Annotated in this window: 19 protein-coding genes and 1 pseudogene; 11 read left to right on the top strand and 9 right to left on the bottom strand. The window is 71.4% G+C overall.

Annotated elements, in window-relative coordinates; all coding sequences use genetic code 11:
• The first annotated feature begins 2 nt into the window (after positions 1-2).
• Positions 3-941 (top strand): ABC transporter substrate-binding protein, encoded by a 939-nt coding sequence (locus tag ACZ4WH_RS30605; RefSeq protein ID WP_468186826.1) that lies wholly within the window; start codon positions 3-5, stop codon positions 939-941.
• 35 nt (positions 942-976) lie between these two features.
• On the opposite strand, the gene ACZ4WH_RS30600 is transcribed toward ACZ4WH_RS30605, so the two are convergent.
• Complete coding sequence (locus tag ACZ4WH_RS30600) at positions 977-1,393, bottom strand: SRPBCC family protein (protein WP_468186824.1); 417 nt, start codon at positions 1,391-1,393, stop codon at positions 977-979.
• 40 nt (positions 1,394-1,433) lie between these two features.
• Entirely contained in the window at positions 1,434-2,441 is a 1,008-nt protein-coding gene (locus tag ACZ4WH_RS30595) for an aldo/keto reductase (RefSeq protein ID WP_468186821.1), read from the bottom strand.
• A 144-nt stretch (positions 2,442-2,585) separates the two neighbouring features.
• On the opposite strand from ACZ4WH_RS30595, the gene ACZ4WH_RS30590 reads away from it, so the two are divergent.
• The 4 genes from ACZ4WH_RS30590 (at position 2,586) to ACZ4WH_RS30575 (ending at position 6,288) form a co-directional block, all read left to right on the top strand.
• Positions 2,586-3,485, top strand: a complete 900-nt coding sequence (locus tag ACZ4WH_RS30590) for a LysR substrate-binding domain-containing protein (protein WP_468186818.1) — start codon at positions 2,586-2,588, stop codon at positions 3,483-3,485.
• Positions 3,486-3,646: 161 nt separating this feature from the next.
• Entirely contained in the window at positions 3,647-5,164 is a 1,518-nt protein-coding gene (locus ACZ4WH_RS30585) for an MFS transporter (RefSeq protein ID WP_468186815.1), read from the top strand.
• A gap of 345 nt (positions 5,165-5,509) precedes the next feature.
• A complete protein-coding gene (locus tag ACZ4WH_RS30580) occupies positions 5,510-5,728 on the top strand; it encodes a hypothetical protein (protein WP_468186812.1) in 219 nt (72 codons plus the stop codon).
• A gap of 134 nt (positions 5,729-5,862) precedes the next feature.
• A complete protein-coding gene (locus ACZ4WH_RS30575; protein WP_468186809.1) occupies positions 5,863-6,288 on the top strand; it encodes a pyridoxamine 5'-phosphate oxidase family protein in 426 nt (141 codons plus the stop codon).
• Positions 6,289-6,336: 48 nt separating this feature from the next.
• On the opposite strand, the gene ACZ4WH_RS30570 is transcribed toward ACZ4WH_RS30575, so the two are convergent.
• The gene (locus ACZ4WH_RS30570) at positions 6,337-7,632 is read right to left on the bottom strand and encodes a DUF1479 domain-containing protein (protein ID WP_468186806.1); all 1,296 of its coding nucleotides are present in this window, start codon (positions 7,630-7,632) and stop codon (positions 6,337-6,339) included.
• A 102-nt stretch (positions 7,633-7,734) separates the two neighbouring features.
• Between ACZ4WH_RS30570 and ACZ4WH_RS30565 the strand changes: the two genes are divergently transcribed.
• On the top strand, positions 7,735-8,874 hold the full coding sequence (locus ACZ4WH_RS30565) for an ROK family transcriptional regulator (RefSeq protein ID WP_468186804.1): 1,140 nt from the start codon (positions 7,735-7,737) through the stop codon (positions 8,872-8,874).
• Here the strand turns inward: ACZ4WH_RS30565 and ACZ4WH_RS30560 are convergent.
• From ACZ4WH_RS30560 to htpG, 5 genes are all read right to left on the bottom strand, one after another.
• Positions 8,840-9,412 (bottom strand): DUF2269 domain-containing protein, encoded by a 573-nt coding sequence (locus ACZ4WH_RS30560; protein ID WP_468186801.1) that lies wholly within the window; start codon positions 9,410-9,412, stop codon positions 8,840-8,842. The genes ACZ4WH_RS30565 and ACZ4WH_RS30560 overlap by 35 nt on opposite strands.
• 108 nt (positions 9,413-9,520) lie before the next feature.
• Positions 9,521-11,812 carry an AbfB domain-containing protein gene (locus tag ACZ4WH_RS30555; RefSeq protein ID WP_468186798.1) on the bottom strand — a complete coding sequence of 764 codons (2,292 nt, stop codon included), beginning with the start codon at positions 11,810-11,812 and terminating at the stop codon, positions 9,521-9,523.
• A gap of 118 nt (positions 11,813-11,930) precedes the next feature.
• Complete coding sequence (locus ACZ4WH_RS30550) at positions 11,931-13,130, bottom strand: S1 family peptidase (RefSeq protein WP_468186795.1); 1,200 nt, start codon at positions 13,128-13,130, stop codon at positions 11,931-11,933.
• A gap of 183 nt (positions 13,131-13,313) precedes the next feature.
• Positions 13,314-13,910, bottom strand: coding sequence for a class I SAM-dependent methyltransferase (locus ACZ4WH_RS30545; protein ID WP_468186792.1), 597 nt, complete (start codon positions 13,908-13,910; stop codon positions 13,314-13,316).
• Between the two features lie 248 nt (positions 13,911-14,158).
• The gene (gene htpG / locus ACZ4WH_RS30540; protein ID WP_468186789.1) at positions 14,159-16,069 is read right to left on the bottom strand and encodes a molecular chaperone HtpG; all 1,911 of its coding nucleotides are present in this window, start codon (positions 16,067-16,069) and stop codon (positions 14,159-14,161) included.
• Positions 16,070-16,380: 311 nt separating this feature from the next.
• Here htpG and ACZ4WH_RS30535 point away from each other — a divergent pair, with 311 nt between their 5' ends.
• From ACZ4WH_RS30535 to ACZ4WH_RS30520, 4 genes are all read left to right on the top strand, one after another.
• Complete coding sequence (locus ACZ4WH_RS30535) at positions 16,381-16,857, top strand: SRPBCC family protein (RefSeq protein WP_468186786.1); 477 nt, start codon at positions 16,381-16,383, stop codon at positions 16,855-16,857.
• Between the two features lie 346 nt (positions 16,858-17,203).
• Positions 17,204-19,114, top strand: coding sequence for an SMI1/KNR4 family protein (locus ACZ4WH_RS30530; RefSeq protein ID WP_468186783.1), 1,911 nt, complete (start codon positions 17,204-17,206; stop codon positions 19,112-19,114).
• 272 nt (positions 19,115-19,386) lie between these two features.
• Positions 19,387-20,289: a DUF6424 family protein gene (locus ACZ4WH_RS30525; protein ID WP_468186780.1), complete on the top strand. Its 903-nt coding sequence runs from the start codon at positions 19,387-19,389 to the stop codon at positions 20,287-20,289.
• Positions 20,290-20,377: 88 nt separating this feature from the next.
• Positions 20,378-21,301 (top strand): hypothetical protein, encoded by a 924-nt coding sequence (locus ACZ4WH_RS30520; protein WP_468186777.1) that lies wholly within the window; start codon positions 20,378-20,380, stop codon positions 21,299-21,301.
• Positions 21,302-21,339: 38 nt separating this feature from the next.
• Here ACZ4WH_RS30520 and ACZ4WH_RS30515 read toward each other — a convergent pair whose 3' ends face one another.
• Positions 21,340-22,557, bottom strand: coding sequence for an alginate lyase family protein (locus tag ACZ4WH_RS30515; RefSeq protein WP_468186774.1), 1,218 nt, complete (start codon positions 22,555-22,557; stop codon positions 21,340-21,342).
• 373 nt (positions 22,558-22,930) lie between these two features.
• On the opposite strand from ACZ4WH_RS30515, the pseudogene ACZ4WH_RS30510 reads away from it, so the two are divergent.
• Positions 22,931-23,115: pseudogene (locus tag ACZ4WH_RS30510) on the top strand (hypothetical protein); the annotation flags it as partial.

Raw genomic sequence — 23,115 nt, 5'->3', positions numbered from 1 at the left:
TCATGAATCGCCGTACCGTCCTCGGCGGCCTGCTGGCCGCAGCGTCCCTCCCCGCGCTCGCCGCCTGCGGCGGCGGTGTCACCTCGCTCGACAGCCAGGGCTCCGGCCTCGGCAGCGGTGGCGGGGCCGGCTCGGACGGCCTCACCATCGGCACGGCCAACTTCACCGAGAACCAGATCCTCGGCCACCTGTACGCCTGTGTCCTGGAGGCGGCGGGTGTGAAGACGACCGTCCGGGCCAACCTCGGCACGCGGGAGATCCTCATCCCGGCCATGAAGAGCGGGGACATCGACCTGCTCCCCGAGTACCAGGGCGCGCTCCTGCACTATGTCGACCCCAGGTCCACCGCGACCGAGGAGGGCGAGATGCAGAACGCCCTCGCCATGGCCCTGCCCCGCGGGCTCCAGATCCTGCCGTACGGCCGGGCCGAGGACTCCGACGCCTTCGTCGTCACCCGTGAGACGGCCGACAAGTACGGTCTGACCTCCCTGGCCGACCTGCGGAAGCAGAACGGCCGGCTCGTCATCGGCGCCGCGCCCGAGGTGAAGACGCGGGAGGTGGGAGCGGTCGGCCTCAAGAGGGTGTACGGGGTCGAGTTCAAGGAGTTCAAGTCGCTCGACTCCTCCGGGCCGCTCGTCAAGGGTGCCCTGAAGAAGGGCGATGTCGACGTGGCCAACCTCTTCACCACCGACACCGACATCCAGGCCAACCACTGGGTGGTCCTGACCGACCCCGAGAACCTCGTCCCCGGCCAGCACATCGTGCCGCTCATCGCCGACCGCAAGGCCGACGACACCGTGCGCAAGGCACTCGCCCGGCTCGGCAACGTGCTCACCACGGCCGATCTCACGGAACTCAACCGCCAGGTCGACAAGGAGAAGAAGGACCCCGACCGGGTGGCCCAGGCGTACGCGAAAGCCCACGGGCTCACCTCGGCCTGACCGGGCGCCGCACGGTGTGCGCGGCGCCTGTCCGGTCAGCCGGTGAGGGTCCGGCGCAGGGCGGCCAGTCCGTCGGTGTAGATGCCGTGGAAGAGGCCGACGGCCTCCTCGTCCGGCACGCCGACGGGGGTGAAGGTACCGGACCACTCGACGCGGGCGCCGTGGCCGTCGGGCGTCTCGCGCACGGTGAGGGTGGACCGGTAGTCGGTGACCGGGAAGGGGGCCTGGACGATGGAGTAGGTGTAGGTGCGCGCCCTGTCGTCGAACGCCTCCAGCCGTTCGACGATGACGCCGCCCTCCTCGTTCGTCAGCGTGCGCACCCGGCCGCCCTCGCTGAGTTCGCTGCCGGGGATGTACGGCAGCCAGTCGGGCAGCGAGTCGAAACCTCCGATGAGCTGCCATACGCGGTCGGCGGGCACGGGGATGTCTAGGGACGCGGCGGTGGTGGCCATGGGTGTCTCCTGGGGTGGATCGATGTGGTTCGGGAGATGATCAGGCGGGCAGCGGCGCGTTCTCGGCGATCAGGCCCTCCTCGCGGAGCGCGGCCCAGAACGCGGCCGGGACCGTCTCGGCGAGCGCGGCGACGTCCTCGGCGACGCGGCTGGGGCGGGTGGCGCCGGGGATGGCCGCGGCGGTCGCCGGGTGGGCGAGGGAGAACTGCAACGCGGCGGCCTTGATGCCGACGCCGTGCCGCGCGGCGAGCGCCTTGATCCGCTCGACCTTGGCCACGATCTCGGCGGGGGCCTTCTGGTACTCGAAGTGCGTGCCGCCCGCGAGGATGCCCGAGCTGTAGGGGCCGCCGACGACGATGTCGACGTCCTGCGCGGCCGCGGCGGGCAGCAGCCGCTGAAGGGCGCGCTCGTGGTCGAGCAGGGTGTAGCGGCCGGCGAGGAGGAACGCGTCCGGCCTGGGCTCGTCCAGGTCGAGGGTCACCTCCAGGGGTTCGACCCGGTTGACGCCGAGCCCCCAGGCCTTGATGACGCCTTCGTCCCGCAGCCGGTCCAGGACGCGGAAGGCTCCGGTCCGCGCGCTCTCGTACATGGCCAGCCACTCGTCGCCGTAGAAGTCCTGGGCGACGTCGTGCACCCAGACGATGTCGAGGCGGTCCGTCCGCAGTCGCTTCAGGCTGTCCTCGACGGACCGCAGGGTGGCGTCCGCCGAGTAGTCGTTGACCATCTTGTTGGGGCGTCCGTGTTCGAACAGGCCGCCCTTCTCGCCCAGGTCGCGGGCGGCCGGGTCCTCGGCCTCGTCCAGGATGACGCGGCCGACCTTGGTGCTCAGGACGTAGGCGTCGCGGGGCATGCCGGACAGCACCTCGCCCAGGCGGATCTCGCTCAGGCCCGCGCCGTAGAACGGGGCGGTGTCGAAGTAGCGGATGCCGTGGTCCCAGGCGGCCTGGACGGTGGCCGCGGCCTCCTCGTCCGGGATGGCGCGGAACATGTTGCCCAGCGGGGCGGTGCCGAAGCCGAGACGTCCGGGAAGCAGGTTCTTGATGCTCATGGAGGGTTCTTTCGGTGAGGGGAGGTGACGAGTACCGCGCGGGGCGTCCGGCGGACCGTCGTCCTTGTGTCACCGAGGCTAGGATCGAGGAGTTGAGACTGTCCAAGACATAGTTGGACAGACTTCAGTCCCCAGAGGTCTTACATGCTTGATCTGCGCCAGCTCACCTACTTCGTCGCCGTCGCCGAGGCCGAACACGTCGGCCGGGCCGCGGAGGCCCTGCACATCTCCCAGTCGCCGCTCAGCCGACAGATCGCCCAGCTGGAGCAGAAGCTCGGTCTGACGCTCTTCGAGCGCAGCCAGCAGCGCATCCGGCTCACCGCGGACGGCCGGGTCTTCCTCAGCGAGGCCCGCGCGCTGCTACGGCACGCCGAGCGGCTGGAGAACCTCGGCCGGCGGCTCGGCCGGGGTGAGGAGGGCGGACTGTGCATCGGGTACGTCCCGCACGCCCTGCACACCGGCATCCTGCCCGGCGCGCTGCGCGCCCTCCAGCAGCGCAGCCCCGACATCCACGTCGCCCTGTACCGCCTGAGCCCCGCCGAGCAGTTCGAGGGTCTGCGGCAGCGGAGCCTGGACATCGCGCTCGTCCACGAGCCGCCCGCCGACGACGACCCGGACCTGCGCTCCGCGCTGCTGCTGGAGGACCCGCTGCTGCTCGCGCTCCCCCACGGGCATCCGCTCGCCGCGCAGGAGGTCATCGCCGCCGCCGATCTCGACGGGCAGCCGTGGATCGCCGTGGCGGACTCCCAGCATCCGGCCTGGCGCGACGTCTTCATCGCCGCCTGCGCGGCCTCCGGGTTCACGCCGGACGTGCGGCTGGACGCCGCCGAACCGCAGACCGCCCTCGGACTCGTCGCCTCCGGGCTGGGCCTCGCACTGATCCAGAAGAGCATGCTGCGGGGCGCCGGCGAGAGCATCACGGTACGGGAGCTGCCCTGGCACCAGGCGTCCGTACGGCTCTGGGCGGCCTGGCACCACACGGACCTCCGACCGGTCGTGCCGTCGTTCCGCGAACTGGTCCTGAGCGGGGCCGGGACCGGGTGAGCGAGGGACGGCGACGCGTGAGCGCACGGGCGGCGCGGGTAGGCGAGCGGACGGCTCATGCGGGGCGGTATGTCGTGATGGCGCAGGCTGGGGTATGTGTGCCCGTGCCCGGCCCGGGAACCTGGTTCGCCCGGGTGCGGCCCTGGTGAGAGGAGTCCCAGGTGACAGCGTCGACGTCGGCGGCAGGCGGTCGGGACCCGGGTGCTCAGGAGGCCGAACACGAGCCTGATCCGCGCCGGTGGCGCGCCCTGTGGGTCACGCTGGTGGCGGGCTTCATGAGCCTGCTCGACGTGACGATCGTGGCGGTCGCCCTGCCCACCATCCAGCGCGAACTGGGTGCCTCCCCGGCGCAGGTGCAGTGGGTGGTCTCCGGATACGCCCTGACCTTCGCCCTCGCCCTCGTCACCGCCGGCCGTCTCGGCGACGCGCTGGACCGGCGCCGTATCTTCCTGCTGGCCCTCGGCGGTTTCGTGATCTTCAGCGCGGCCTGCGGGGCGGCCCCCGACATCATGCTGCTGGTGGCGGCCCGCCTCGCCCAGGGCCTGGCGGCCGGCTTCATGGCCCCGCAGAACTCCGCGCTCATCCAGCAGATGTTCCGCGGCGCCGAACGCGGCCGTGCATTCGGCTTCTTCGGCGCCACCGTCGGCATCTCCTCCGCCGCCGGCCCCATCACCGGCGGTGTCATCCTCGCGCTCGCCTCCGGCGCCCAGGGCTGGCGGTGGATCTTCTACGTCAACGTGCCCATCGGCATCCTCGCCGTCCTGATCGGGCGCCGCCTGCTGCCCCGTACCCGGCGCTCCGGGCGGGGCCAGGTGGACGTGCCCGGTGTCCTGCTCCTCGGCCTCGGCGTCCTCGCGCTCATGTATCCGCTGGTCCAGGCGGACTCCGGCGGCCTCGAGCACCTGTGGTGGCTGTTCCTCGTCGGTGCGGCGGTGCTCGCCGTGTTCACTCGGTGGCAGCGCCTCCTCGTCGCCCGGCACGCCCAGCCGCTGCTGGACCCGCGCCTGTTCAGCACCGTGCGCGGCTATGCCGTCGGCGCCGGCATCGGCACGCTGTACTTCATCGGCTTCAGTGGGGTCTGGCTGGTGTTCGCCCTCTTCTACCAGCACGGTCTTGGCTTCTCCCCGCTCCGGTCCGGCCTCGCCGTGACTCCGTTCGCCCTCGGCTCGGCGAGCGCGGCCGTGGTGTCCGGGCGGCTGGTGGACAGGTTCGGCCGGCTGCTCACCGTGTGCGGTCTGACGGGGGTGATCGTCGGTCTGGGCGGCACCGCGCTGCTGCTCCGCTTCGTGCCCCTGCACATCGCTCCCTGGGTCGCCGCCCCGGTGCTGTTCCTCGGCGGCATCGGCGGTGGCTTCGTGGTCGCCCCCAACATCACGATGACCTTGCGGGACGTGCCCGTGCGGATGGCGGGCGCGGCGGGCGGCGCCCTCCAGACCGGGCAGCGGCTGGGTGCCACGCTGGGGACCGCCGCCCTGCCCGGCCTCTTCTACCTGGTGCTCGGCCGGAGCCACGACTACCGGGGCGCCCTCGTCACCGCGCTGTGCGCCGGCCTCGTCGGCATGGCGGCGTCCCTGGCGCTGGCGACGTTCGACTGGCAACGCGACCGACGGCTGAGCCCCCCGCACCGGAAGTGCCCGGACGAGGTCGCCCACGACCCGGTACACGCCCGGCAGACCTGACCGATCGCCTCGCGGCCGACCGCCGATCAGCGCCACGCGGCACGGCCCACCCGATCCGTCCACACGCCACCACGGGTCGCGGCTCCTGTGCCGGCCGGGACCGCCGTCCACTCGCCACCACCGGCCACGGCTCCCTGCCGACCGGGAAAGCCGTCCACCGTCATCAACCGTTACGGCTTCCCCTCATCCACGGACGCCGCGCCCCTGACCGCCCGCCGCGGCCACCACGCCGCCACCGCGCCCGCAGGGCCATCAGGGTGGTGCCGGGCCGTGTCGAGCGGCCGGCGCGGGTGGGGTTGGCCATGCTGGGCCGGAGCGGCACCTAGTGGCGACAAGGAGCACAGCATGCCGACGGACCCGGTCGAACGATTCCTGGCGGCGCTGGACCCCCACCACCGGGAGGCCGTCGGCGCGAAGCCGCGCGACGAGCAGGAGCGCCTCGCGGCGGCCTGGGAGCGGGAACTGGAGTCGGACGACGAGCTGGACACGCTCGACGAGTTGTCCCCGCCGGCGGCGGAGGCCGAGGCGGCCCGCCGCGTCATGGACCGCGGCGCCGACTACTAGTACGCGCCCAGCGTGCCCAGCAGCCAGCACCAAGCACCCAAAACCCGGCACCCAACACCCAGCACGCGGTCAGCCGACCGACTCGGCGCAATCCTTGCGACCGACCCTGCGCCATCGGCGTTAGGGTCGGCCACGTGACACTCTCCATCGAAGAACGAGAGCAGTTTCTGGCGGAGCCTCACATCGGCGCGCTGTCGGTCGTCGAGCGGCCGGACCGCGCCCCGCTGACGGTTCCCATCTGGTACCAGTACACGCCGGGTGGCGAGCTGTGGGTGCGTACCGGGGCCGATTCCCGGAAGGCGCGGGCGATCCGCAGCGCGAGGCGCTTCAGCCTGATGGCGCAGCGCACGGAGCCCACCGTGCGCTATGTGTCGGTCGAGGGACCGGTCACCAGAACCGCCCCGGACAGCCGCGAGCACTCCTGGGAGATGGCCGCGCGGTACCTGCCGGAGGCGAAGGTCGCCGCGTTCGTGGAGTACGACCAGGCTCAGCTCGGCGAGCACTTCCTCATCTACATGCGGCCCGAACACTGGGTCTCCGCCGACCTCGGAGCCGTCTGACGGCACGGCACGGCTCCGAGCCGAGGCCGCCCGCTCGGTGCCCCGGAGTCAGTCCAGGCCCAGACCCCGGCGGCCGGTGTCGTTGAGCTGGTCGGGGGTGAACCGGCCGCTCCAGGAACGCTCGTAGTGCTCTTCGGGGAAGTCGCTCGGGCTGGAACCGGTGACGAACGCCTCCCGGACGGAGGCCGCGTACGTCTCGTTGCGGGGGCACCAGGGGGCGGCGGGGATGTACATGACGTTGCCCCAGCCCTTCTGGTTCTCCACCGGGGCGACGCTGTGGACCATGTCGCAGTGCCACCAGACGGAGTCGCCGGCCCGGACGTCGGGGATGGGGGTCAGGGCCCGGTAGAGCATCGGGTGCCAGCGTTTGGTGACGGGGAAGACCTGGCTGGTGCGCACGCCGCACAGGGAGTCCTCGGGGACGTCCGGCAGCAGGGGGCGCAGCAGCAGGTAAGCCATGATCTCCGGGATCGGCACGGTGTGCAGCACGCCCTGGTCGGCGTCCATGTCGGACAGCGCGGTCCAGCCCTGGAAGGTGCGGAAGGCGGAGCACATGGTGGAGCCGGGGTACTGGGGGCCGGTGGTGCGGTGGGCCGCGTCCCAGGGGTCGTACTGCTCGGCGCTGCCGTCGAAGAGGTGGCGGAAGGCCTTCTGGTACTCGCGCGTCATCCACAGGTCGAGCGTGCCGGGGTCGCAGTGGGTGCCGAGGCCGGCGGAGTCGGTGCCCGGCGGGCGGCGGCGGATGCGGTCGGGGTACAGCGCGTCGCGGTCCGGGTCGAACCACCGCGTGCCGTCGTCGGCGGTGTGCTTCCAGAACGAGTTGAGGAAGGACTGCACGGTGGCCATGCGCTCGCACTGGCGGGCCTGCATCTGGGCCTGTGACCAGTAGACGGGGTAGATCTCCGGCGTGGAGCCGACGCTGCCGAAGAAGTCGTCGCCGGGGCCGGTGTAGTTCTCGAAGAACCTGTTCCGTTCGACGTAGTCGACGATGCCGGCGTCCCAGGCCAGCGCCTGCTCGCGCGGGAAGTGGCCGCGTACGACGAGACAGCCGCGCTTCCTGAGCTTGGCCGTCTCGGCCGGTGTGACCGTTCCGCCGGCGATCGCGTCGTAGTCCAGGACGGGCCACACCTCCTCGCCGTGCGCCCGGTCGGCCTCGATCTCGGCGATACGGGCCTCGATGCGCTGCTCGACGGCGGCGAACACCTCCTGGACGCTGCGGCCGGAGGCTTCGATCCGGGCGCGCAGGGCGGGCTTGATCGCGCGGACGGCGGCCGAGAGGTCGGCCGGGGTCTCCTCCCAGTGCGGCAGGGCGGCGGGGTGGCGGGGTTCTGCGGTGAGTGGCATCGCCCGACTCCTTTGGTGAGGACTCCTTACTAGAACGACGGTAAACACGTCCGCCGTATTTAGGCAAGCCATTTAGGCAAGAGTCCTTACTAGAATGTCCGCATGACCCAGCCGAAGCCGTCACTGGAGATGCTGCGCGCGCTGACCGACGAGAACGTGCTGCGCGCGCTCATGGACCGTCCCCGCCTGACCAGGGCGGAGATCTCCGCTCACACCGGGATCTCCAAGCCCACGATCTCCGACAGCGTCCAGCGCCTCACCGGCGCCGGCCTGGTCGTCGACACCGGCGAACGCACGACCGGACGCGGGCGGGTCGGCTCCTACTACGCGCTCACCCCGCAGCTCGGCGCCGCGCTGGTGGCGAGCATCACCCCGCACGGTGTGACGGCCGAAGCGGTCGACGCCCTCGGCCACGTCCACGGACAGGTCCGCACCGCACTGGAGGCGAACGCGGGACCCGAGGCGGCGGCCGGCGCCCTCACCGAGGCCGCCGGACAGCTGGCCGAGCGGATCACCGGCCCGCTGCGCCTCGCGGTGATCAGCGCCGCCGACCCGGTGGACCGCGAGACCGGCCGGCTCGTGCATCTGCCCGACGCCCCCTTCCTGGTCGGCGACCTGGACCCGCCCGCCGTCCTCGCGGACCACGTGACCGGCGCCGTGCTGGTGGACAACGACGTCAACTGGGCCGCCCGCGCCGAACACCAGGCCGGCTGCGCCCGGGGCGTCGACGACTTCGTCTACCTCCACCTCGGTGAGGGCCTCGGCTGCGCCGTGGTCAACGACGGCACCGTCCGGCGCGGGCACAGGGGGCTCGTCGGCGAGATCGCGCACCTGTGCACCTACGGCCCGGACGGTGAGGCCATGGCCTTCACCGACGTGTTCGCCGCCCTCGGCCTGCGCCGGCCCTCCTCCACCGCCATCGACGTCCCGGCCCTCCAGGAACTGCTCGCCGGGCACGACGAGCGGGCCCAGCGCATCCGCGCCGCGCTGGCCCGCGCCGTCTGCGGGGTCCTGTCCGCGGCCGTCTCCCTCGCCGACCCGCGGATGATCGTCATCGGCGGCGCCTGGGGGCCGGATCCGGCCATGATCACCGCCGTCGAGAAGCACTTCCGGCGCACACCGCGCCCCGTCCCCGTCACCCCGGCCACGCTGTCCTCGCCCGAACTGTCCGGAGCCCGCGTCCGGGCCGTGGAAGAACTCCGCTCGCTCATCGTCCGGTCGGCACGCCCCGCACCGGACTAGGCCGCCGGCCGGTGCCTGCCCCTTGGCGTCGGCCGCCGCCACCGGCGGCGGCTCGGTGGTTCCTGCCCCACCTGGTGAGTCCCCAGGGCTTGAGGACCGAGATCGCCGTCATGAAGACGTAGGCGCACAGCGACACGATCGGGCCGGGCAGGAGGTCGCCGGGGCCCGGCGGTGGTCCGCCCGCCGCGATGCCGGCGAGCGCGGAGTTCACGCCCGGGCGCAGCGCGAACGCCGTGGCGGCGGTCGTGACGAGGGTCAGCCAGAACTTCGTGAAGACCCACCGGTGCCGGGCCAGTCCCCACGGGGTGCCCACGGAGAGCAGGACACCGCTGAGGAGCGTCAGGAACGCGAGGGGAAGCAGCAGCCAGTCCGCGAAGAGCTTCATGGCCCGCACGGACGCCTCGGCGGTCACCGCCGATCCGGTGGTGGTGGCGGTGACCGCGAGGGCGAGCAGCCCGAGCGTGAGCCCGAGCCAGCTCGCGGAGACGGCCACATGGACGACGAGGGAGGCCCGGCGCGCGGGTCGGCTCAACTTCATGTGCGACACGGTGCCGGAAAAGCCCGTCCGTGCCGTCCGGCGGGGAGAGCAATGCGGTGTACTCGGCGGGGAGTACACCGCACGCCCGGTGCCTGGGCGGTACGGCGCTCAGGGCGCCCAGGGTGCCTCGACGGACCAGGTGGTGTCCTCGGTGAACGTCCCCGGGTCGTCCCAGGCGTGGGTCCCGCCCGACCGGGCCAGCCACAGTTCGGCGTTGATGTGCCGCAGGTACTGGCCGGGGAAGTTGGCCGCCGACAGCCGGATGCCGCCGCTGCCCTGGACGGGGCACCACGTCGCGTCGGCCTTGTACAGGGCGGAGTCGTCTCCCGCCTCCCGACGGATCCGGAAGTCGCGGTGGCGCAGGTATTCACCGGGGTAGTTGCGCGACTCGAAGGAGTAGCAGAGCTTGTTCGCCAGGCCGGGCCTCACCTTCCAGGTGGCGTCCTGCTTCAGCAGGTCGCTGCTGCCGGAGTCGACCACCTCGGTGTAGCCGAGCCCGTCGTAGTGACGGACGTAGCGGTCGGTGTGGCCGGGTGTCGTGACGCGGATCGACACGTACTGCTCCAGCGGCAGCTTCACCGGCGGGCCGACGGTGCGCGAGGCGGCGATGAGCGCCTGGTTGGCGGCGCGGACGCGGGACTCGTCGACCTTGACGACCCGGCGGTCGTAGGTCATCAGCCCGTTGGTCTCGTTCTCGACGTCGGTGATCTGAGTGTAGACGGACGCCGAGAGACCGCCGGCGGGCATGGCGTTCTCCCGGATGCCGTCGAGCAGCCCCACGAACCGGTCGTCGAGCGCGGACAGGCTCGGCTGGTCCTCGTAGCTGAACCCGCCGCCCGGGTACCACTCGTGGCCGGAGATCCGGTAGCCGAGGCCGCCGTACTCCCCCAGCACCGAGGCGCGCACCGGTTCGGTCGGCGTGTTGCCCGGCCCGACGTAGTTGTGGTTGTCGACCACGTCGCCGTTGCCGCCGTCCTGGGCGCCGCAGCAGTTGACGCCGCTCATGTTGTCCACGAGGCGCGAGGGGTCGTACGCCTTGACCATGTCCGCGATGCGCGCCTGGTCGTACTGGCCCCAGCCCTCGTTCTGGTCGACCCACTGGATGAGCGCGGGCGAGCTGCGGTGCTGGTCGATGACGGCGCGGTACTCGCTCTCCCACTGGGTGCGGGCCGCGCTGTCCGGTGCCTTGCCGCTGTCCATGGACGGCATGTCCTGCCACACCAGCAGCCCGAGCCGGTCCGCCCAGTAGAACCAGCGCTGCGACTCCACCTTGATGTGCTTGCGGACCATGTTGAAGCCGAGGTCCTTGTGTTTCTGGAGGTCGTACTTGAGCGCCGCGTCGGTGGGGGCGGTGGAGATGCCGTCCGGCCAGTAGCCCTGGTCCAGGGTGCCGGTCTGGAAGACGAACCGCCCGTTCAGGACCGGTCGGCGCACGCCGTCCACGTCCTTCACCGCGATCGAGCGCATGCCGGTGTAACCGCCGACCTTGTCGCCGCCCGGGCTCCCGGTCAGCTGGGCGGTGACGTCGTACAGGAACGGGTCGTCCGGCGACCAGAGGTGGGCGTTCGGCACCGGGACGGAGAACTCGGTGCCGACCGTGCCGGTGGCGCTCGCGACCGGCGTACCGCCGCTGGAGACGGTGACCTTGACGCCGGCACCGGTGGCTCCGGTGCCGCGCACGGTCACGCGCAGGGTGCTGTCCTCCAGGTGCGGGACCAGGTCGAGGCGGGTGATGTGCGCCGCCGCGGTCGGCTCCAGCCAGACGGTCTGCCAGATGCCGGACGAGGCGGTGTAGACGATGCTCCGGCCGGCGTGCGGGGTGACGTCCTGGACGCGCTGCTTGCCGATGGCCTGGCCGCCGGTCTCCGTCGGGTCGTACACGGAGACGACGACGGTGTTGGTCCCGCCGCTCCTCAGCAGGGGCGTGATGTCGTACGAGAACGCGTCGTACCCGCCGCGGTGCGCGGCGCCCGCCTGCCGGCCGTTGATCCAGACGGTCGTCTCCCAGTCGGAGGCACCGAAGTTGAGCTGCACGCGCCGGCCGCCCCAGTCGGCGGGCACGGTGAAGGCGCGCTTGTACCAGAGCCTGTCGTTTCCGGTGATCTTGCGCTGGATGCCGGAGAGCGCGGACTCGGGCACGAACGGGACGCGGATCCGCTCACCGAACGTCGCCGGCTGCGCGGCGTCGCGGGCGGTGACGGCGAAGTCCCAGATGCCGTTCAGGTTGGCCCAGTCGGGCCGGGTGAGCTGTGGGCGGGGATACTCCGGCAGGGGGTGGTCCACCGGCACCCGGTCGGTCCAGGGGGTGGACATCGGCGCGGGTCTGGGCGTCCAGGGCACGGCGGCCCGCGAGGGGGAGGCCCCCGCGGCGAGGAGGGTGGTGACGGCCAGTGTCGTCACCACGAGGGCGGTCAGGAGGTGCCGTAAGGCCTGTCTGGGTCCGGACGGGGGGAGGGCCCTGCGGGGTGGGAGTCTCAGCACGGGGTCTGCTCCATGTGTGTTCTGGCCGGGTCCGTGGTCAGCCGGTGTAGGTGTGCAGGGTCAGGCCGTACCGGTTGAGGATCTCGTTGACGGGCTGGAACCAGGTCTCGCCTCCGCCGGAGCAGTTGCCCCAGCCGCCCGAGGTGACGCCCTGTGCCTGGTCTCCGGTGATGAAGGAGCCCCCGGAGTCGCCGGGCTCGGCGCAGACGCTCGTCTTCGTCAGCTGGTGCACCGCGCCCTGGCTGTAGTTGACGGTCTCGTTCGTCGCCAGGACCGTGCCGCAGTGCCAGTGCGACGTCGATCCCGAGCGGCAGACGGAGGAGCCGACCGGCGCCACGGCCGAGCCGCGCACCAACTGGTCGGGCACCGTGCCCCAGCCCAGCACCACCGGAACCGTCCACCAGCCGCTGCCCACGCTGACCCACGCGTAGTCGTTGTCCGGGAACGAGGAGTCCTGGAACGTCCCGATGTAGGAGCCGTCCCAGCCGCTGACTCCGGCGCCGGGCGAGCCGCAGTGTCCGGCGGTGACGAAACCGCCGTACACGGAAAAGCCTATGGAGCAGCGGACGTTGCCCGTGTAGTAGGGGTCTCCGCCGACCGTCCCCGCGGCGAAGGTGCGCGGGGCCGCGGAGACGGTCCGGACGGTGACGGGACCGGCCGCGCGAGCGCGGGACACGAAGCGCCGGACATCGTTGTCGGAGCGGTCCTTCCGGACGATGTCGACGACGACCGTGTTGGCCATCGGATCGACATGCCAGCCGCTCACCCCGGAGGGGGCGGAGAGCCGGTCGACGCGTGCCTTGACCGCGTTGAGCTGCCGGGCCGTGTGCGCGGCGGTACGGATCTCGGCCCCGGCCGCCTCGATGGCGTGGCGTGCGCCCGGCGAGGCGTCCGGGGTGAGGGCCACCGTCAGGCGCTCCTTCGCCGGGTCGAACCAGGAGCCGGCGTAGGCGTCACCGGCCGCCCGGCGCAGCTTCGGATCGAGGGCCGCGGCGGACCGCTCGGCGGCGATCCGTGCCTCGGCCTGCTTCCGCGTGAGGCCGAGATCGCGCTGCATGGCGGTCACGACTCCGTCGGACGCGGGCTTCGGGGACGTCGTGGCTTGGGGAGCCGTGGTACGTCCGCCGGGTTCGGCGGTGGCGCCGCTCGCCGCCGCCGGGACCGCTCCCGCCGCTCCCGACCCGCCGAGGATCAGGAGTGCGGCCAGTACGGCATGCGTAAGTCGCGTGCGTCTCATGGGACTTGCCCTTCGTCGTTCCAGTGGTGGGGTGGAACAGCCGATTTCTGAGAGCGCTCTCATGTGTGGCGGGGCAGAGCCTAGCCCTCCCAGCGCGTCAGGTCCATGCCAACGCGAGAGGTAGGTGGGGATTGGGAGAGGCCGGCATGTTCCGCTGCGGCTTCGGTCCGCTTCGATGAACGCCTAGCCGCGTACCGCGCTCAGTTGGGCCGCTGTCGGCGTTCCGCGGGTCGGGGGCTGCCAGGTCCAGGTGTGCACGGAGGTGAAGCCCGCCGTGTGGACCGTGGTGGCGAGGGTGGGGAGGTCGGTGGGGAGCCACCTCTCGTGGGTGGAGAGGAGGAGGCGACCGCCCGGGCACAGGACGCGGCGGAGTTCGGCGAGGGCGGCCGGGATGTCGGGCCACAGCTGGAGATTGTTCACGGAGATCACCACGTCGACGGAAGCGTCGGGTTCGCCGGTTCGCGCGGCGGTGCCGGCGGCGAGGCGGACGCGGCCACGGGTGATCAGCGGTGCGCAGCGTCGGCGGGCCATGGCGAGCATGACGTCGGACGGGTCGACGCCGATGACATGGGCCGAGCGCTCGGCGGCGGCTGCGAGGCCGACGCCGGGACCGGGGCCGATGACGAGGACGACGTCCTGTTCGGCGGGCGCGGCGAGGGTGACGACATGGCGTTCGGTGGCGGCGTTGGCGTGCGCCATGAGCCGTCCGCCGATACGGCCGAGCAGGCCACGGGGCCGGCCCAAGCCCTTGGTCAGGAGCCGGTGCTTGATGCTCTCCACCCTCACATCGAAGCACTCGGCGTTCTGCTGACGTGGCCGGCGCGAGCCTTGGCGGTGGCCGTGTCGGGGATTGCGGACGCGGGGAGCGCAACCGTGCGGGCAGTGCGCGCGTGGTGGAGGGCGCGGTCGAGGTCGGTCCGCGTCTGCGCGCCGCTGTCCCGTTCCGCGTGGAGGAGGAGCAGCGCGGGCTTCGGCGGCCCGCGCGTGGCCTGGGCCGGCGCAGGCCGCCGGATTCCGGCGGAGTCGGGTTACAGCGCGCGTTCCAGACGGTCCGCCATCAGCTTCACGAAGCGGGCCGGCTCCTTCGGCTGGCCGCCCTCGGCGAGCACCGCCAAGCCGTGCAGCAGCTCGGCGGTCTCGGCCAGCTCGGTGCGGTCCTCGCGCTCCTTGAACGCCTGGTTGAGGCCCTTCACCAACTGGTGCTCCGGGTTGAGTTCCAGAATCCGCTTGGCGCGGGGCACCTCCTGGCCCATGGCGCGGTACATGTTCTCCAGGGCCGGGGTCAGGTCGTGCGCGTCGGAGACGACGCAGGCCGGTGAGACGGTGAGCCGGGAGGACAGGCGGACCTCCTTGATGTCCTCGTCCAGCTGCTCCTTCATCCAGCCGAGCAGCCCGGCGTAGTCCTCGGTCTGCTTCTCCCGCTCCTCGTCGGACGTCTCCTCGTCCTTCGCGTCGAGGTCGATCTGGCCCTTGGCGACGGAGCGCAGCTTCTTGCCCTCGTACTCGCCGACGGCGTCCGCCCACACCTCGTCCACCGGGTCGGTGAGGAGCAGCACCTCGATGCCGCGTTCCCGGAACGCCTCCATGTGCGGGGAGTTCTCGATGCTCTGCCGGGACTCGCCGGTCAGGTAGTAGATGTCCTCCTGACCGTCCTTCATCCGCTCCACATAGCTCTTGAGCGTGGTCGGCTCGGTGTCGTGGTGCGTGCTCGCGAACGACGCGACGGCGAGGATGGCGTCGCGGTTCTCCGGGTCGGTGACCAGTCCTTCCTTCAGGACCGTGCCGAACTCCCGCCAGAACGTGGCGTACCGCTCCTGGTCCTTGGTCATCATCTCCTTGACCGTGGACAGGACCTTCTTCGTCAGCCGTCGCCGCATCATCTCGATGTGGCGGTCCTGCTGGAGGATCTCGCGGGACACGTTGAGCGAGAGGTCCGCCGCGTCGACGACGCCCTTGACGAAGCGGAGGTACGGCGGCAGCAGCGCCTCGCAGTCGTCCATGATGAACACGCGCTTGACGTACAGCTGCACACCGCGCTTGGAGTCCCGCGTGAACAGGTCGTGCGGGGCGTGCTCGGGCAGGAACAGCAGGGCCTGGTACTCGAAGGTGCCCTCCGCCTGGAGCCGGATCGTCTCCAGCGGGTCGCGCCAGTCGTGGGCGATGTGCTTGTACAGCTCGTGGTACTCGTCGTCGGACACCTCGTCGCGTGGCCGCGCCCACAGCGCCTTCATCGAGTTGAGCGTCTCGGGCTCGGGCGCCTCGTCGCTCTCGTCCGTCGTGGCGGGACGCTCGGGCACCATCCGGATGGGCCAGGTGATGAAGTCCGAGTACCGCTTGATGATCTCCCGGATCTTCCAGGGCGAGGTGTAGTCGTGGAGCTGGTTCTCCGGGTCGGCCGGCTTGAGGTGGAGCGTGACCGAGGTGCCTTGCGGGGCGTCGTCCACCTTCTCCAGCGTGTACGTGCCCTCGCCGCGCGACGTCCAGCGGGTGCCCTGGCTCTCGCCGGCGCGCCGGGTCAGCAGGGTGACCTCGTCGGCCACCATGAAGCCGGAGTAGAACCCGACGCCGAACTGGCCGATGAGTCCCTCCTCCCCGGCCGCGTCCTTGGCCTCCCGCAGCTCCCGCAGGAACTTCGCGGTGCCCGAGTTGGCGATCGTGCCGATCAGCTGCCCGACCTCGTCGTACGACATCCCGATGCCGTTGTCCCGCACGGTGAGCGTACGGGCGTCCTTGTCGATGTCGATCTCGATGTGCGGGTCGGACACGTCGGCGTCGAGCGAGTCGTCCCAGAGCTTCTCCAGGCGCAGCTTGTCCAGCGCGTCGGAGGCGTTGGAGACGAGCTCCCGCAGGAAGACGTCCTTGTTCGAGTAGACCGAGTGGATCATCAGCTGGAGCAGCTGACGGGCCTCTACCTGAAACTCGAAGGTCTCAGTCGGCATGTTCGCGAATACCTCACACGTCCTGTCGCCGGAACTGGTGGAGTCACTGTAAAACACCACGTCAGGCCGGTGGCCGGAATGGGGCTCGCTGGCTGGTTCCGTACCGTGCGCGTGAGCGCCCGCGCGCGGGGTCTCCACCGTTGACGCGGTAGGTAGTCAGCCTCTCACGCTGCGGAACGGCAGCGCCGGTACCGGCCCCCTTGCCGGAGCCGCCGCTCATAACCACCGGCTCCCCGGGTACTCGCCGGGTCCAGGTCCCGGCAACGGCCCGGGGCTGCCGCCAGTCGAGCAAGGACAACGGAGGTACAAAGATGAGCACGGTCAGGGAAGCGGTGGAGGTCGAGGTTCCGCTGCATACCGCCTACAACCAGTGGACGCAGTTCGAGGACTTCCCGAACTTCATGGAAGGCGTCGAGGAGGTCAGGCAGCTGGACGACCGGCACAATCACTGGACCACGAAGATCGGCGGAGTACGGCGCGAGTTCGACACAGAGATCGTCGACCAGCTGCCCGACGAGCGCATCACCTGGCGCACCACCAGCGGCGACACCAGCCAGAAGGGCAGCGTCCGCTTCGAGCGCCTGGACGACATGCACACCAAGGTGGAGCTGGTCATGGATATCGAACCCAGCGGAGCCGTGGAGAAGGCCGCGGATCTCATCGGCACGATCGACCGGCGTGTCAAGGGAGACATGAAGCGGTTCAAGCAGTACATCGAGGAACACGGCGGGGAGTCCGGTGCCTGGCGCGGCCGGATCCGGCCCGGAGACAGCGGTTCGCCCCTCTGACCGGACACAGCCGTGAGACATACGCCGCCGGGCACACGGCTCGGCGGCTGTCTGCTGCCCGGCCGGGCATGCGGGCTCGGCGGCCGTCTGCTGTCCCCCGGGGGGCGGCCAGTCCGTCCGGGCGGGGCCTGATCGCCCTCGCCCTCGCCTCTCCCCGCCGCCGTCCGGACCGGAGGCCTGCCCTCCGGAGGTCCGATCGCCGTCCCGTGGGGGTCCGATCACCGTCCCGTAAGTCCAAGAGCCGTCCGCAGGTTCAACAGCCGTCCGTCGGTCCAACCCCCGTCCGTCGGTCCAACCGCCGTCGCGGGCCGGGGCGTTGTCAGTGGTGCCTGGCACGATCGGTGGCATGACGGACATCGACGACTGGCGGGCCTTTCTGGCGCGCTGGAGCCAGGAGTGGGCGGACGCGCAGCACCTCGACGTGCCGGCGGAGGAGCGGCTCGCGAGCGACGAGGAGCCTCTGCGGGCCCGGTGGCTGGGGTTCCCGCCCGCGTCCGAGGACCGGATCCGCGCCCTGGAGGAGCGGCTCGGACACCGGCTGCCTCCCTCCTACCGGGCTTTTGTGGCGGTCAGCGACGGCTGGCGGCACGCGGGCGGCTTCGTCTGGCGGCTCGCCGGCACCGACCAGGTCCGGTGGCACCAGGACGCGGCGGGGCTGGCCGAGTACTTCCCCGGGGAGCTGGGCGACGACCCGGCGCCCGAGGAGAAGCTGCTGGCCGGGATGTGGCACCGGGCCCTCCAGCTCGACGTGGAGTCGGACGCCGTGTACGTCCTGATGGACCCCGGGGACGTGGCCGCCGACGGTGAGTGGGCCGTGTACAGCTACGCCTCGTGGCGCGCGAGCCCGCCGGAGCGGTACGCGTCGTTCCGGGCGTTCATGGAGGCCATGTACCGGGAGTTCCACAGCCTCCAGGTGGACCGGTCGCACCGGGCGGGGGTGGAGTTCGTCAACGCGACGACGCGCGCGCTGGACGCGTCCGTGGAGGACGCCCGCCTGGAGGCGCTGCGGGGACGGTACGAACGGGCCGAGGCCTTGCTGACGGAGGCGATCGAGTACGGCAGACCACGGGCGGCAGGCCTGCGCGACCAGATACGGAGGGTGCTCGGGCACACCTACACGGGATCGTTCCCCGGGCTCGCGGCCGATCCGCTGTACGCACCGGAAGTCCTGCCCGTGCTGGCGGCCGAGCATGTGAGCAACCGGCGGGACGACGCCTCCTGGACCTATCACCTGAGGAGCGCCTCCGGGACGGTGGCCGAGACGGCGGACGCGATTCTCCGCGACGTCCGGGAAGGCACCTTCCGCTACACCGCCGTAGGCCCCTTCGGCCGTGCCGTGGAGGAGGCGCGGGAGCAGGCGCGGTGGGGCGACACGGACGCGGCGTGGCGGACCCTGCGCGCCGCGCTGCCCGAGTGGCGGCCCGTGGGCCCGGAGCACATCGCCCCGGTCGGCCTGTGCGCCGACCCGCTCCTCGGCCCCCCGCTCACTGCGGAGCGGGGCCGGGAGTTGCTGGCCACGCCCCGGGCCGGGCAGCGGGGTGAGGCCCCGGCCCCGGTGGCCGACCTGGATCCGCCGGGACTGGCGTGGCTGGCCGAGACGGACCGCGGTCATGTCCTGGCGTCGTACCGCTTCGTCCTCGTGGAGGGGGTGGAACCGGCCGAGCTGCCCGGCCGTATCGGCGCGGACGACACCGTGCTGCACGAGCCGATGACCTTGTGGGACGCGCGTATGCGGCAGCGCGGCGGGGCGGACGGCTCGGTGTGGGAGGACAGGGCGCTGACCGCCGTCGGCCGGGCGGGCACCGGCTGGAGCTTCGCCCTGGAACCGTCGCCCGGCAAAGGCTTCGTGGAGAAGTGGTTCGTCTCTCCGGGCATCGCCGCGTCCCGGGGCACCCGGGCGGTGACGGTGTGGAGCGAGCCGTCCGACGGGCACGGCCATGGTGTGTTCCATCTGTCCGTCGCGGAGGACGGCGAGGAGCGATACGCGTTCACCGTGCGGGGGACGGCGGTCGGCATACGGGGATCCGTGCCGGCCGCACTGCGTCCGGAGCGGTTCTTCCGGCCGGACGACCCGCACATCGGGCGGCTGGGCGAGCGCCGGGCCCTGGAGGCGCTCGCCGCCGCGTACGGCGTCCGGCTGCCTCGGTTCGCCCTCACCCGGGGACGGCTGCACACCTTCCGGACCAGACCCTGGAACCGGCCGCCGGCGCCCGGTGAGAGCTACGCGATCCTGCGCTTCATCCGCACCAGGCCGTAGCGCCGGACGGACGGCAGCGGCCGGCGGTTCCTGGCCGGTCCGGGCCGGTGTGCGGGGCCGGGTGCGCGTACGCGGGCCCGTGACGGTCCGCGGGCCCGCGTACCGTACGCGGTGTCGGTGTCGGTGTCGGTGTCGGTGACGGTACGCGGGGCGCGTGACGGTGCGCGGCGCGCTCCGGCTCGCACACACCAGCCCCACAGCGCACGATTGTCACAGGGGGCACTCGGACCACGGTCCGTGCTCGGGGCCGTGGTCGGCACGAGGAGGTCATCATGGCCCGCGCCGACACCGTCGCCGCATCCCGGACACCCGACACGATCCAGCCGGGCGGCGTCGAATCGGAGAACCATCCCTGGAGGATCCGGCTGGTCAAGCATCCGGAGCGCTTCGAGTCGTCCTTCTTCAGGGCCGCGAAGCGCACGGCACGCAAGATCCTGGACCAGATCGACGACGCCGACCTGCCCTACGGGCCCCGGCCCGTGGCGCCCGAGCACTGGGAGATGCACCACGGGGGCAGCCTGTGGGTGAAGACCGCGAGCGGCTGGCGGATGTACCGGGCCCGCGCGGGCATCGAGTGGAGCATGCAGTTCTGCGCCGAGCCGGCCAAGGTCGACCGGCTGCGCCAGGACGCGGCCGCCCTCGTGGCCGGCTTCCCCGAGACCCTCCCCGCCCTGGCGGAACTGGGCTACGAGGAGGCCGAGGAACTGCTGCGCACGCCGATCACGGACGCCGACGGCGTCGAGGCGTGGACCGACTCCGTCTTCAACGCCTGTGTGCCCATGGGCCGCGCGGACCACCAGGGAATCCTGCCGAAGGTGCCCGGTGAGCATCACTACCCGTGGCCCGTGAAGGGTGCGGACTTCTTCCGGTACGAAGACTTCCAGCTGTGGGTCACCTTGCCCGACGGCACGCACGGCGCCGTGGCGCCGGTGGACCGGCGGGGGGCCGGTGACGGGCATGTGCGCCTGGTGCTCACCTCGGAGGGCAGCCAGGCCGCGGACACGCTGGCCGAGGCACAGGACCGGGGGCTGATGGCGGTCCTGCCGCCGAACAGCTCGGCCGCGCTCCAGGCGTTCACCGAGCAGATCGAGCCAGGGCAGCGCACCGCGTCCGGGCCGCTGATGACACGCCGGACCCCCGCCCAGGGGAACGGCCGGGGCTCGCGGTCCCGTTGAGACAGACGGCGCCGGCACGCGGCGTCCGGCCGACGGCATGTTCGGGGACCCCTCCGCCCCGCAGGACGGCCCCGCTAGGCTTTCGGGCATGTCCACAGCAACCGCTGGATCCGTCGTCGGCACCATCGCTCTCTCTGTCGTCTGCCTGCTCGGGGCGACCGGCTGTTCCTCCGGCTCCGGCCAGGACGAGTCCGGTGGTGATTCCCCGCTGTTGAAGGGGCTGCGCACGCTGGCCGACGACAGCGGCAGGAGCGGCCAGGTGACGTATCTCGACGCCGCCGAGGCGCGTGGCCTGGTCAAGAGCGCGGGGAAGCGGTTCGCCGTCGCCGGGCAGCCGGCCAGCGGCCTGTTGAACGCTTACGACCCCGGTCCGTGGGCAGGGCACCTCAAGCCGGACCAGATCGACACCGCGGTCGACGCCAAGGCGGCGGGCCACTGGGAGGGTTCCTTCGACGCGGCCGCCATCACCGCCTCGTTGAAGGCGAACGGCTACACCCGCAGCGAGCAGGACGGCGGGGAGACCTGGACTCGCCCCCACGGCAAGGGCCTGGCGCTGCAAGTCTCGAAGGACACGATCTCCTACTCCTACGCCGCGCCGGGCACCACACCCCGGTCGGCCGTCCACCCGAAGAAGGGTGCCTCGCTGGCCGACATCGAGGAGTACCAGCGCGCGGCCGGATGTCTGGGCGACGTCTACCGCGCCGACTTCAACCCGCTCACCGCCACGAAGCCGGTACGCCTGTCCGCGCTCGGTCAACGCGCCGACTCCGCGGGGAAGAACACCGAGGTGCTCTGCGTCGTGGTGAAGGACGAGGCGACCGCCCGACGCCTGTCGGCCAGGCTGCGCTCGGTGATCCGGGCCAAGTCCCCGCGGTTCGACGGCGCGAAGGTCACCGTGCGGCAGGGCGAGCGGCCGCTGGTACGGACGACCGTCCCGGACACCATCGCTCAACGCCCCGGCCGCCTGATGATCTCCGACCTGGACCTGTGGCTGGCCGTCGTCAGGCTGTGAGGGGGTACGGGTGGTCATGCCGGCGGGAACCGGTGTGCTCAGTTCGGGTTGTCTCCGTGGGTGAGGGTCTCCCAGGCGACGAAGAGGTTGTTGCTGCCGGCCGGGCGGTTCTGTTCGGTCAGGGCCTGGGTGTTGGTCATGGCGATGCCCAGGCGGTTGTGCAGGGCGTTGTAGCCGACCTCGGTGACCGGGCCCAGCCCCCGGTTGACCGACCCGCCGCACAGCCAGCTCGGGACGGCGGTGCCCAGTTCGTACTTGGACTGGAAGCCGAGTGCCTGCCGCAGGCGCTCACCGACGTCGGTGCCGTAGAGATCCTGCCCCTGGATGCGGCTGGTCTCGGCGACGTGTGAGATGGCCGAGATGCCGTATCCGGTATGGGTGAAGTCACGGCAGGTCTCCTGGGTGAGTCCGGTGACGAAGGTGGACTGGCCCTGCCAGTAGGAGACGATCTTGTCGCGGGTGTTCAGGTTCTGGCTCGGCACGGTCTTCGGCAGGTCACCGTCGGAGGCGAGGTACACGTACGCGGCGGTGCGGGTGCGGAACTTCGCCATGGCCGTGTCGTACGACGCCTTGTCCTCCAGGAAGACGGAGATGCCGACTGCCGCCTCCATCATCGACAGCTCCCAGTTGCCGTTGGAGTTGGAGCCGTTGATGATCTCGGGCAGATAGACGTTGCGGAGCATGGTCGCGAACCGGCCGGAGTTGGCCCACGTACCGGTGTACGTGTACTTGATGATCTCGGCGGCCTTCGGCCAGGAGGAACCCGCCCAGCCCGTCTGTAGCGGGGCGTTGCTGTTGGTGTGGTCCTGGAGCACGGCGGACCAGGCGTCCATCAGCTCGATCGCCTTCTTGGCGTAGCGCTCGTCACGGGTGATGTACCAGGCGAGCGCGTCGGTGTACGCGGCGATCGCGTCCTCGCGTTCGTCCGTGCAGCCGTAGTTGGGGTTCGAGTACGAACCGCACTCGACGACGGCGCGCGGCTGGGGCGTGCGGCTGAGGCTCGCGTACTTGCTCGCCATCATCTGGTCGTACGCGCTCTTCCAGGGCTGGGCGCCGGTCAGCACTTTGCCGCGGGCGAAGTCGAGTTGGGCGCGGGAGACGGTGACGCCGGGGTGGGTGAAGGTGGTGGGGGCGGCCTCCGCCCGCTGGGTGCCGGGCCAGGAGAGCAGTCCGGTGGTGAGCAGGGTGGCCGCCGCCGTGAGGGCGAGAGCGGAACGCGGGGACTTACGGCGGCGCCGAGCGGGGGTGTCCTGCATATGATCCGTCCTCATATGTGAACGCAATGCGGCTGATTGAACGTCCGAGTTGACGAGACCATAGGTACGGACCAGGCCTCCGTCAAGTGGCCGGGAACGACACGTCCAAGCCGCCGCCATCAACAAGTGAACGCCGAGTGAGAGGCGTCACCGCCCGCGCCCTGACTCGAATTCAAGACCGCAGGTCACTCAACTCCCCTCGCCGGTAACGCTGTTCACATCTTGACGGAATTGGTTCAGACCTCTTACTTTCCCGGTGCCGGGTGGGTCTCCACACGCAGCGCTCGGCTCAGCGAGGCCCTCCCTGTCCTTCATCGACCACGAAAGGCAGTGATCTCCTCCCTTGGCAGCACAACCCCCCACTCGTTCCGTCCTGTTCAGAACCGCGCTCGCCGCCGCGGTCGCCGTCTCGGCCGGTGTGCTCGCCGCCTCTCCCGCGCAGGCCGCCACGGGTGCCATCACGGGCCTCGCCGGCAAGTGCCTCGACGTCGCCGGGGCCAGCTCCGCCGACGGCACCGCCGTACAGCTCTACGACTGCAACGGCACGAGCGCCCAGCA

The organism is Streptomyces sp. NPDC029138 (genome assembly GCF_055564375.1).
Note: the sequence above shows the minus strand (reverse complement) of the source record. Positions and strands in the feature narration are given on the sequence as shown.

What these genes read in the sequence shown, in the direction of transcription:
- ACZ4WH_RS30520 (WP_468186777.1), top strand. Translation starts at nt 20,378, where the DNA reads ATGTCCACAGCAACCGCTGGATCCGTCGTCGGCACCATCGCTCTCTCT.
- ACZ4WH_RS30580 (WP_468186812.1), top strand. Translation starts at nt 5,510, where the DNA reads ATGCCGACGGACCCGGTCGAACGATTCCTGGCGGCGCTGGACCCCCAC.
- ACZ4WH_RS30605 (WP_468186826.1), top strand. Translation starts at nt 3, where the DNA reads ATGAATCGCCGTACCGTCCTCGGCGGCCTGCTGGCCGCAGCGTCCCTC.
- ACZ4WH_RS30550 (WP_468186795.1), bottom strand. Translation starts at nt 13,130, where the DNA reads ATGAGACGCACGCGACTTACGCATGCCGTACTGGCCGCACTCCTGATC.
- ACZ4WH_RS30515 (WP_468186774.1), bottom strand. Translation starts at nt 22,557, where the DNA reads ATGCAGGACACCCCCGCTCGGCGCCGCCGTAAGTCCCCGCGTTCCGCT.
- ACZ4WH_RS30560 (WP_468186801.1), bottom strand. Translation starts at nt 9,412, where the DNA reads ATGAAGTTGAGCCGACCCGCGCGCCGGGCCTCCCTCGTCGTCCATGTG.
- ACZ4WH_RS30535 (WP_468186786.1), top strand. Translation starts at nt 16,381, where the DNA reads ATGAGCACGGTCAGGGAAGCGGTGGAGGTCGAGGTTCCGCTGCATACC.
- ACZ4WH_RS30525 (WP_468186780.1), top strand. Translation starts at nt 19,387, where the DNA reads ATGGCCCGCGCCGACACCGTCGCCGCATCCCGGACACCCGACACGATC.
- ACZ4WH_RS30565 (WP_468186804.1), top strand. Translation starts at nt 7,735, where the DNA reads ATGACCCAGCCGAAGCCGTCACTGGAGATGCTGCGCGCGCTGACCGAC.
- ACZ4WH_RS30530 (WP_468186783.1), top strand. Translation starts at nt 17,204, where the DNA reads ATGACGGACATCGACGACTGGCGGGCCTTTCTGGCGCGCTGGAGCCAG.
- ACZ4WH_RS30570 (WP_468186806.1), bottom strand. Translation starts at nt 7,632, where the DNA reads ATGCCACTCACCGCAGAACCCCGCCACCCCGCCGCCCTGCCGCACTGG.
- htpG (WP_468186789.1), bottom strand. Translation starts at nt 16,069, where the DNA reads ATGCCGACTGAGACCTTCGAGTTTCAGGTAGAGGCCCGTCAGCTGCTC.
- ACZ4WH_RS30595 (WP_468186821.1), bottom strand. Translation starts at nt 2,441, where the DNA reads ATGAGCATCAAGAACCTGCTTCCCGGACGTCTCGGCTTCGGCACCGCC.
- ACZ4WH_RS30590 (WP_468186818.1), top strand. Translation starts at nt 2,586, where the DNA reads ATGCTTGATCTGCGCCAGCTCACCTACTTCGTCGCCGTCGCCGAGGCC.
- ACZ4WH_RS30600 (WP_468186824.1), bottom strand. Translation starts at nt 1,393, where the DNA reads ATGGCCACCACCGCCGCGTCCCTAGACATCCCCGTGCCCGCCGACCGC.